This window comes from Mesocryomonas lacus (assembly GCF_055730105.2).
Genome location: NZ_JBUZWF020000003.1, coordinates 955,004 through 962,096 on the forward strand (window position 1 = coordinate 955,004; position 7,093 = coordinate 962,096).

7 protein-coding genes are annotated in these 7,093 nt (G+C 65.9%); 5 read left to right on the top strand and 2 right to left on the bottom strand.

Annotated features, from left to right (window positions below; genetic code table 11):
• Positions 1-447: 447 nt before the first annotated feature.
• Entirely contained in the window at positions 448-723 is a 276-nt protein-coding gene (locus ACZLZQ_RS14210) for a hypothetical protein (protein ID WP_472949892.1), read from the bottom strand.
• A gap of 343 nt (positions 724-1,066) precedes the next feature.
• On the opposite strand from ACZLZQ_RS14210, the gene ACZLZQ_RS14215 reads away from it, so the two are divergent.
• Entirely contained in the window at positions 1,067-1,384 is a 318-nt protein-coding gene (locus ACZLZQ_RS14215; RefSeq protein WP_472949893.1) for a hypothetical protein, read from the top strand.
• A 105-nt stretch (positions 1,385-1,489) separates the two neighbouring features.
• Here ACZLZQ_RS14215 and ACZLZQ_RS14220 read toward each other — a convergent pair whose 3' ends face one another.
• Positions 1,490-3,304: a hypothetical protein gene (locus tag ACZLZQ_RS14220; RefSeq protein ID WP_472949894.1), complete on the bottom strand. Its 1,815-nt coding sequence runs from the start codon at positions 3,302-3,304 to the stop codon at positions 1,490-1,492.
• Positions 3,305-3,445: 141 nt separating this feature from the next.
• Here ACZLZQ_RS14220 and ACZLZQ_RS14225 point away from each other — a divergent pair, with 141 nt between their 5' ends.
• From ACZLZQ_RS14225 to ACZLZQ_RS14240, 4 genes are all read left to right on the top strand, one after another.
• Positions 3,446-3,871: a GtrA family protein gene (locus ACZLZQ_RS14225; protein WP_472949895.1), complete on the top strand. Its 426-nt coding sequence runs from the start codon at positions 3,446-3,448 to the stop codon at positions 3,869-3,871.
• A 91-nt stretch (positions 3,872-3,962) separates the two neighbouring features.
• Positions 3,963-5,471: an NAD(P)/FAD-dependent oxidoreductase gene (locus ACZLZQ_RS14230; RefSeq protein WP_472949896.1), complete on the top strand. Its 1,509-nt coding sequence runs from the start codon at positions 3,963-3,965 to the stop codon at positions 5,469-5,471.
• A 160-nt stretch (positions 5,472-5,631) separates the two neighbouring features.
• On the top strand, positions 5,632-6,744 hold the full coding sequence (locus ACZLZQ_RS14235) for a glycosyltransferase family 87 protein (protein ID WP_472949897.1): 1,113 nt from the start codon (positions 5,632-5,634) through the stop codon (positions 6,742-6,744).
• 73 nt (positions 6,745-6,817) lie between these two features.
• On the top strand, positions 6,818-7,093 hold a 276-nt coding region (locus tag ACZLZQ_RS14240; RefSeq protein WP_472949898.1), incomplete at its 3' end, for a hypothetical protein.

Below are 7,093 nucleotides of genomic sequence, written 5' to 3' on the forward strand. Positions count from 1 at the left end.
AGAATCGAGGGACATGGCGGATAAGCCGCCTACAACATCGGCATCATGCCAGGCGACTGCCGGATGCGCCGGTCTTTCGCTGCTGTACTTATGGAGTAGAAGATGGGTTTGAATAAAACTCTAACGCGGTCGATAAATGAAAGAAGCTAGCTAATATTAACACCGGCTTTGCACGAAATTAGCTAGCTAATACCTTAAATAGTCGGCTTTTAAAATTGCCGGATTCGATAGTGCGTCGTCCGGCACCGGCGCCGCTGACTGCCCGGCTTAGTGCCACTTAGCCCGGCCGAATGCGTCCCGATGTTCAGGGGCATCCCGCCGACCAGAAGGAAGCTGCCCTGCTGTGCCTTAGCGCAAGTGTCGACGGGTTTGCCGTGCACGACTTGGCCGAGGCGGTCGTCCGCCGGCGCCTGTTGCGGGCCGGCGGGACCTAAGTCCTTTGGGCGATCAGACGCCTGGCGTGATCCGGTCGAAGGCGCGATCGGGTAGGTCGTCCTCGGCGGGGTCGCGGCGCTGCAACTCGTCGCGCTCCAGGCGCTTGAGGTCGTCCTGCTCCGTCGAACCGGAATTTTCGGTCGCGGCGGCGTCTTCCGCTTCGGCGGCCTCGATCGTTTCCTCGTCGACGGCCGCGATCTCCTCCAGGAGGCCATCCTCGACGAGATGGTCGGTGATGACGTCGCCGGTCGGGGCAGGATGCAGCGGATCGGGCTTGATGTCGGACATGGCGTGTCTCCTTGGTGACTGAAACAAGCGACCATCGGGCTGACAGTTCCGCTTCGCCGCCTGCGGACCATCGGCAGGATTGTCGCCTCGGCGTCGGAAACAGGCTGGCGGCGACCCGTCGCCCCACCTGCGCGTCTGGTAACGGCGACGCTGCTGGGGCTGAGCAGACCGCTGGCAGCGGGAACGAAGGCCTCTCTCCTTGGCGGACGCCGCTCTCCAGCGAGGGCGGCGACCCTCGCGCAAACTTGGCCCTGACCGAAGTTCTCACTGCAAGTTGCCGTATTCGTGATAAGGCTGGAGGGTCGGCTCGCCGATCTCCTCAACCCCGCCTTTGGACCCGACCATGAAGCGCTTTGCAGTCCTTGCTCTCCCTCTCGTCTTCAACGCCTCGGCGGCTTGCGCCCGCGACATCGGCTTCACGCTCGACAACGAGACGAGCTCGCCGGTGACGGAATTTTACCTGTCGGCGCCCGATGTGGACAACTGGGAAGAGAACCTTGTGACGGCGCCGATCCCGCCGGGCGGTAGTGCGCCCGCCACCATCCGCGGCGCGGACACCTGCGTCTTCGACGTTCGGACCGTCTTCGAGGACGGCACTGACACCGAGGACCGCAGCTACGACCTCTGCGAGAACCCGGACTACACCATCGAAGAAGAATAGCCGCGGAGGGGACAGCCTCGGCGCGGTGACGCTTCGCGACGGCCGTGACGGTGGGTTGGAAGGGTGTGGCCTTGCCGTCGGTGAGGCCAGCCTCTTGCGCCGCGCTTAACGTCGGACGCGGAAGACCCGCAGCGGACCTGGCCCCGGAACGGTCTCCAGCCAATCCACGGCGCGACCAGCTTTAAGCTCTCCGTAGAGATTGCCGGGCTCGGCATCATAAGGCGGTGCGATCGCGTCGCCGCAGAGGGCGACATAGGCGATGCCGCGGGCGCGCACGAGCGGCCGGGCGTCGTCCGGTTGCGCGTTCAGCATCTGATGCGCAGCGATGATGCCGTCCGGCATCCGGTGATAGGGCGCTGCCAGCACCGAATGCGGCGTGAAGGCGAGGATCATCGGACCGAGGTCGACATCGGCGAGGACGAGACCGGGCGGCAAAATGGCCAAGGTCCTGAACGCACTTTCATCGTTGCAGGCTGCCACGTCGGCCACTGCCGCCGTAGGCTTCGCGAGCGCCCGGTAGGCAACCAGCGCTGGGAGCGGTGACACAGCGAGGGTCGCAAGCAGCGTCGGCAGCAAAAGGGACCGCCAGCGGCGCATCAGGAGAGTCACGGCTGCTCCCGCCACAGGCGCCGCCACCCACGCGGCATAGGCGCTGCCCTTCACCGCCTGCAACAGCGTCAGCAGAACGGCGAGAGCGAGGACTGCGAGGGCGGTCAGCCAAGCGGCATTACGCCGCCCCGGTCCTGCGGTGAGGCACCAGGCGCCAATGCCAAGTGCGGCCAGCGGCGCGGCGGCAAAGGCGATCGCCATCTCGGGCGTGCTTGACCAGATGACCGAAAGCGGCGAGACCTCCTTCACGAGGTCGAGCCAGATCGGGTAGAGCCGGGCGTCGACATCCGCAAACGGCCCGCGAAGGCAGCTGGCATCGAGGCCGAGATAGACGGCGGCCGCAGCTAAGCCGGTGGCGACCATCGCGATCAGGCGTCCGCGACCGCCGAGGCGACCGCGCGCCGCCGCGTCGGCGGTCAGCGCAAGGCCGGCGGCTGCGACCAGCAGTCCCGCCAAGAGGTTGATCGCCAGCGCGTCGCAGGCCGGCGTCGTCCAGCGTTGCGGATCGGTCTCCGCCAGAAAGCCCAGCGCCGCCGAAGCGCCGAGGCCGACTGCGTAGCGCTTAGCGCCGGCGGCCGCCGTGCCGGTGACCGCGAGCCGCAGGGCGATCGCGACGCCGATGACGGCGGCGAGGACCAGGCCCTCGAGGCCCACGGTCACGAGAAGGCCTGTGGCGATGCCGGCGAGCCATCCGCCGCGGCGCCAGCGTTCCAGCCAGACGGCGCCGGCAAGCGCCGCCAGAACCGCGACGATCTGCAGGTCGTGATGGTCGATCCGGCCCGGTACGAACTGCGCGAAAGCTGCCGGCGACAGGAGAAGCAGCACGGCGCAGGGCAAGACAGCCAGCCGACCGCCGAGCCGCAAGGCAATCGCAAACGCCGAGAGCGACGCCGGCAACAGCCAGAACAGCGGCCAGAGGGTCCGAACCAGCGTCTCGGCGCGCATGCCGGCAAACGGCGTCGCCAGCCGGATCAGCCCCGCCAGCGCCCCGTCGACCAGGCGCGACCAGTGCATCTCCAGACCGAACGGCGGCTGCAGACGCGAAACGTCGTGGTCGAACCAGGCTTGCCCGCCGAGGAGATCGCGCACGATGACCATGCGCATGGCGTCGTCGGTGTCGACGAAGGCCTCGGTCAGCAGCGTCTGTCGCCCGTAGTAGAACGCCCCGGCGAGGACCACGAGGAAAGCGAGGAGGAGACGGGCGCGCTGGCTGGCGAGATCCGGCGTGCGCAGCGTCAGGCCGGCCGGCTTCGGTTCTGCCGATGCGGTCGCGGCTGTGCCCTTTTCGTTCGGGCGGGATGGCAGCGGCATCGGGGACACCCATGCAAAAGGCCACCATCGCAGAACCGGCCTTCCGAGGCGTTAAGGAGGGCCGCCCTTGACCCCGTCGTAACCCTTCTCGTCTGATATGCGGCGGTTGAGCCGCGGAGCGGGAAGAGGAGGGGGCCAAGCATGTCGCTGCAGGGGATTGAGGCGCTGGCTTCTGCCCGCGACCGGCTGGCCGTTCGCGGCTTCGGCATCTTCCTCGCGGTCGGCCTTATCGGCCTCCTGGCGGACGCGGCCGTCTTCATGGTGCTCGACGCCGGCGGCATGGCGCTGGCCGCTGCGCGCGCGGTTTCGATCTCTGTGGCGACGTTGGTCACGTGGCAATTGAACCGCCGCTTCACCTTTCGGGCGAGCGGACGCCGCCGTCTGGATGAGGCCTTGCGCTATGCCGGCGTGGCGCTCCTCGCGCAGGGCGGCAACTATCTCGGCTTCATCCTCCTCTGCCATCTCGCCCCCGCCGTGCCGCCGCTTCTCATCCTCCTGACCTGTTCGGCCGGAGTCGCCGGTATTTCCTTCCTCGGCCAGCGCGTATTCACTTTCGCTCAGCGCTAACGAGAATCCCGCTTTTCCCAGCGACCTTAACCGTATCGGCAAGGTTTTCCCGGCATGTTCGGCGCTGCAACCGACGCGTCCAGGGACTCCCATGCTTGTCGAAACCGAGACGCTGATTATTGGAGCCGGACCTGCCGGCCTCACCGCCGGCTACCTGCTGACAAAGGCCGGACGGGACGTCGTCGTGCTCGAGCGCGATCCGGTCTATGTCGGGGGCATCAGCCGTACGGTCGACTACAAGGGCTATCTCTTCGACATCGGCGGCCACCGTTTCTTTTCCAAGTCACAAGAGGTCGTCGATCTCTGGAACGAGATGCTGCCCGATGATTTCATCGAGCGGCCACGGCTGTCGCGGATCTATTATGGCGGCAAGTTCTACAGCTATCCGCTGAAGGCGTTCGAGGCGCTGCGCAATCTCGGCCTCGGCGAGAGCCTTGCCTGCGTCGCCTCCTATGCCAAGGCCCGCGCCAAGCCGATCGCCGAGCCGAAGACCTTCCACGAATGGGTCCGCAACCAGTTCGGCGAGCGGCTGTTTTCGATCTTCTTCAAGACCTATACCGAGAAGGTCTGGGGCATGTCCTGCGACGACATCTCGGCCGATTGGGCCTCGCAGCGGATCAAGGGCCTCGACCTCGGCGCCGCCATTCGCAACGCGCTGGTCGGATCGCTTCCCTTCGCCCGCCGTCGTCGGCAGAAGAAGGGCGCGGTGATCAAGACGCTGATCGAATCCTTCCGCTATCCCCGCCGCGGGCCGGGCATGATGTGGGAGGCCGCGGCGACCAAGATCCGCGCGCAGGGCGGGACCATCCATCTCGGGCAGTCCGTCGAGGGCCTGCGCTGGGACGCGGCTTCCGGGCGCTGGACGGTGACCGCTGTCGACACCGCGGGAGCCACCGTGACCTATCGTGCGCGCCACGTCGTCTCCTCGGCGGCGATCCGCGAGCTTGCCGGTGCCATCCGCCCGGCGCCGCTCAGCCTGTTCAATGCCAAGTCCTTGCAGTACCGCGATTTCCTGACCGTCGCCCTGATCGCGAAGGCCGGAAAATCCTTCCCCGACAACTGGGTCTACATCCACGATCCCGCCATGCAGGTAGGCCGCGTGCAGAATTTCCGGTCCTGGTCGCCGGAGCTGGTGCCGGACGAGGGCATGACCTGCCTCGGCCTGGAATACTTCTGCTTCCAAGGCGATGGCCTTTGGAATGCGAGTGACGACGAGCTGGTGGCGTTGGCAAAGCGGGAGATCGGCGCCATCGGTCTGATCGATCCGGAAGATGTCGTCGATGCCTGCGTGGTCCGCCAGCCGAAGGCCTATCCGGTCTATGACGATGCCTATCGCGACCACGTGGCGAGCATTCGCCGCGACTTCGACGCAAGTTACCCGACGCTCCATCTCGTCGGCCGCAACGGCATGCACAAGTACAACAACCAGGACCATGCGATGATGACCGCCATGCTGACGGTCCGCAACATCCTCGCCGGCCACCGCCTGCACGACGTCTGGAACGTCAACGAGGACGCCGAATACGCCGAGGCCGGCGTCGAGGGCGCCGGCGCCGCGCTCGCCAGCGAGCGCTTGGTGCCACAGCGAGCGGCCGCGTGATGATGGCCGTCAGGGCGTGACGCCCCAGCGATGCGGCTCGCCTGTGGAGTCCGCCAGCGCCGTCGACAGGGGTGCCGGCGCGAGGGGCCGAGAGACGATTCCGGAAGTGGTCGGATCAGAACGGCGTGCGATTTCTGCATATCTGCCCATTGGGGCGGCGATGGTCCTCAGCTGGACGCTGGTGATCGCCTATTTCGCGACCGGGGACGGCCATCTCGACGTCATGAGGCACGCGCTCGGGCGCGATTTCGTCAACTACTGGACGGCGGGCCAGCTCATCCTGGCCGGAGATATCGGCGATATCTTCGATCCAGCTGCGTTTCTCCTGCAGTTGCGAACGCTGTTCGACCCGGCCCTGCCGCTGCACTTCTGGTCCTACCCGCCGCCCATGCTGCTCTTGGTCGCGCCGCTGGGCCTCGTCGGCTACGGTGCGGGCTATCTGCTCTTCATGCTTCTATCCTTTGCAGCGATGATGCTCGCGGTCCGGGAGTGGCGCGAAATCCACCCGCTGATGTTGGCGCTGTCTCCGGCCGTCGCTGCAAATCTTATCCTTGGCCAGAATGGGTTCTTCACGGCAGCGCTGCTGATCGGCGGCATGGCTCTCCTCGAGCGACGGCCGCTATTGTCAGGCGTTCTGTTGGGTCTCCTCGTGGTGAAGCCGCATCTCGGCCTCCTTCTTCCGGTGGCGCTCGCCGCGGAACGACGCTGGCAGACCGTCGCCGCGACGGCTCTGACGGCGCTTGGGGTCTGCGGCCTCACTGTTGTGGCTTTCGGTCTCCAGCCATGGCGCGACTTCGTAAATCTTGCGCTGCCGATGCAGACGGCCATGATGAACGAGGGGAGCGGACCCTTCCAGTGGATGATGCCGTCGGTCTTCATGGCGGTGCGGCTGCTTGGTTTCAGCGCGTCGACCGCATGGTGGATCCAGGTCCCATTCCTCCTCGCCGCTGCGGGTGCGACTTGGTATGTTTGGCGTTCTCCGGCGACGAGGAGCCGAAAGGTCGCGGTGCTGTTCGCCGCAACGCTTCTCGGCTCGCCGCAATCCTTCTTCTACGATCTGATCCCGCTGACCATCGGTGCGCTTTTTCTAATGGATCGTGGGTTCGAGCGATCACCTTGGCCGGCGATGGTCTACGCATTGCCACTCCTGTTGATACCCCTGAACGTTGGCCCGCTTCCGGCCGCGCCGCTGATCATCGGTGCTATGCTACTGTTCGCCCTTCGCCGTCTGCGGGCGGAGATTTGGCCGGTCGGTTCTGTTGGACTGCTGTGACGCGTGGGAAGCGAATGATGCGCTTGTCACATCGTAAAGGCGGCGGACCTTCCGGTATGGCGGCGGCGCAACGATGTCCGGCATCGCCGGATCCTCGGAGGGCGGCCGTGAAGGCGTGGACGCCGCCCGTACGGTGGCGCGGCTGCCGGCCGTCATGGCCGAGCAATTCGGTTCTGGTCGAGCTCAACCAAGCCGCTTACCGTTGATTGCAGGCGCGCTCCGTGCGCATCTTCGATCACATCCCACGCAAGGCGGCCCGGTTACGCGTCAGGTGCTTGTGTTCCAGTCTCGCAAGCTCTATGTCGCGGCCGTATTCGCAACAGCTCATCAAGGGTTTCGGACGATGGCA

Excerpts from the sequence above, each read along its gene's own strand:
- ACZLZQ_RS14220 (WP_472949894.1), bottom strand. The coding sequence starts at position 3,304 with ATGCCGCTGCCATCCCGCCCGAACGAAAAGGGCACAGCCGCGACCGCA.
- ACZLZQ_RS14230 (WP_472949896.1), top strand. The coding sequence starts at position 3,963 with ATGCTTGTCGAAACCGAGACGCTGATTATTGGAGCCGGACCTGCCGGC.
- ACZLZQ_RS14235 (WP_472949897.1), top strand. The coding sequence starts at position 5,632 with ATGGTCCTCAGCTGGACGCTGGTGATCGCCTATTTCGCGACCGGGGAC.
- ACZLZQ_RS14210 (WP_472949892.1), bottom strand. The coding sequence starts at position 723 with ATGTCCGACATCAAGCCCGATCCGCTGCATCCTGCCCCGACCGGCGAC.
- ACZLZQ_RS14215 (WP_472949893.1), top strand. The coding sequence starts at position 1,067 with ATGAAGCGCTTTGCAGTCCTTGCTCTCCCTCTCGTCTTCAACGCCTCG.
- ACZLZQ_RS14225 (WP_472949895.1), top strand. The coding sequence starts at position 3,446 with ATGTCGCTGCAGGGGATTGAGGCGCTGGCTTCTGCCCGCGACCGGCTG.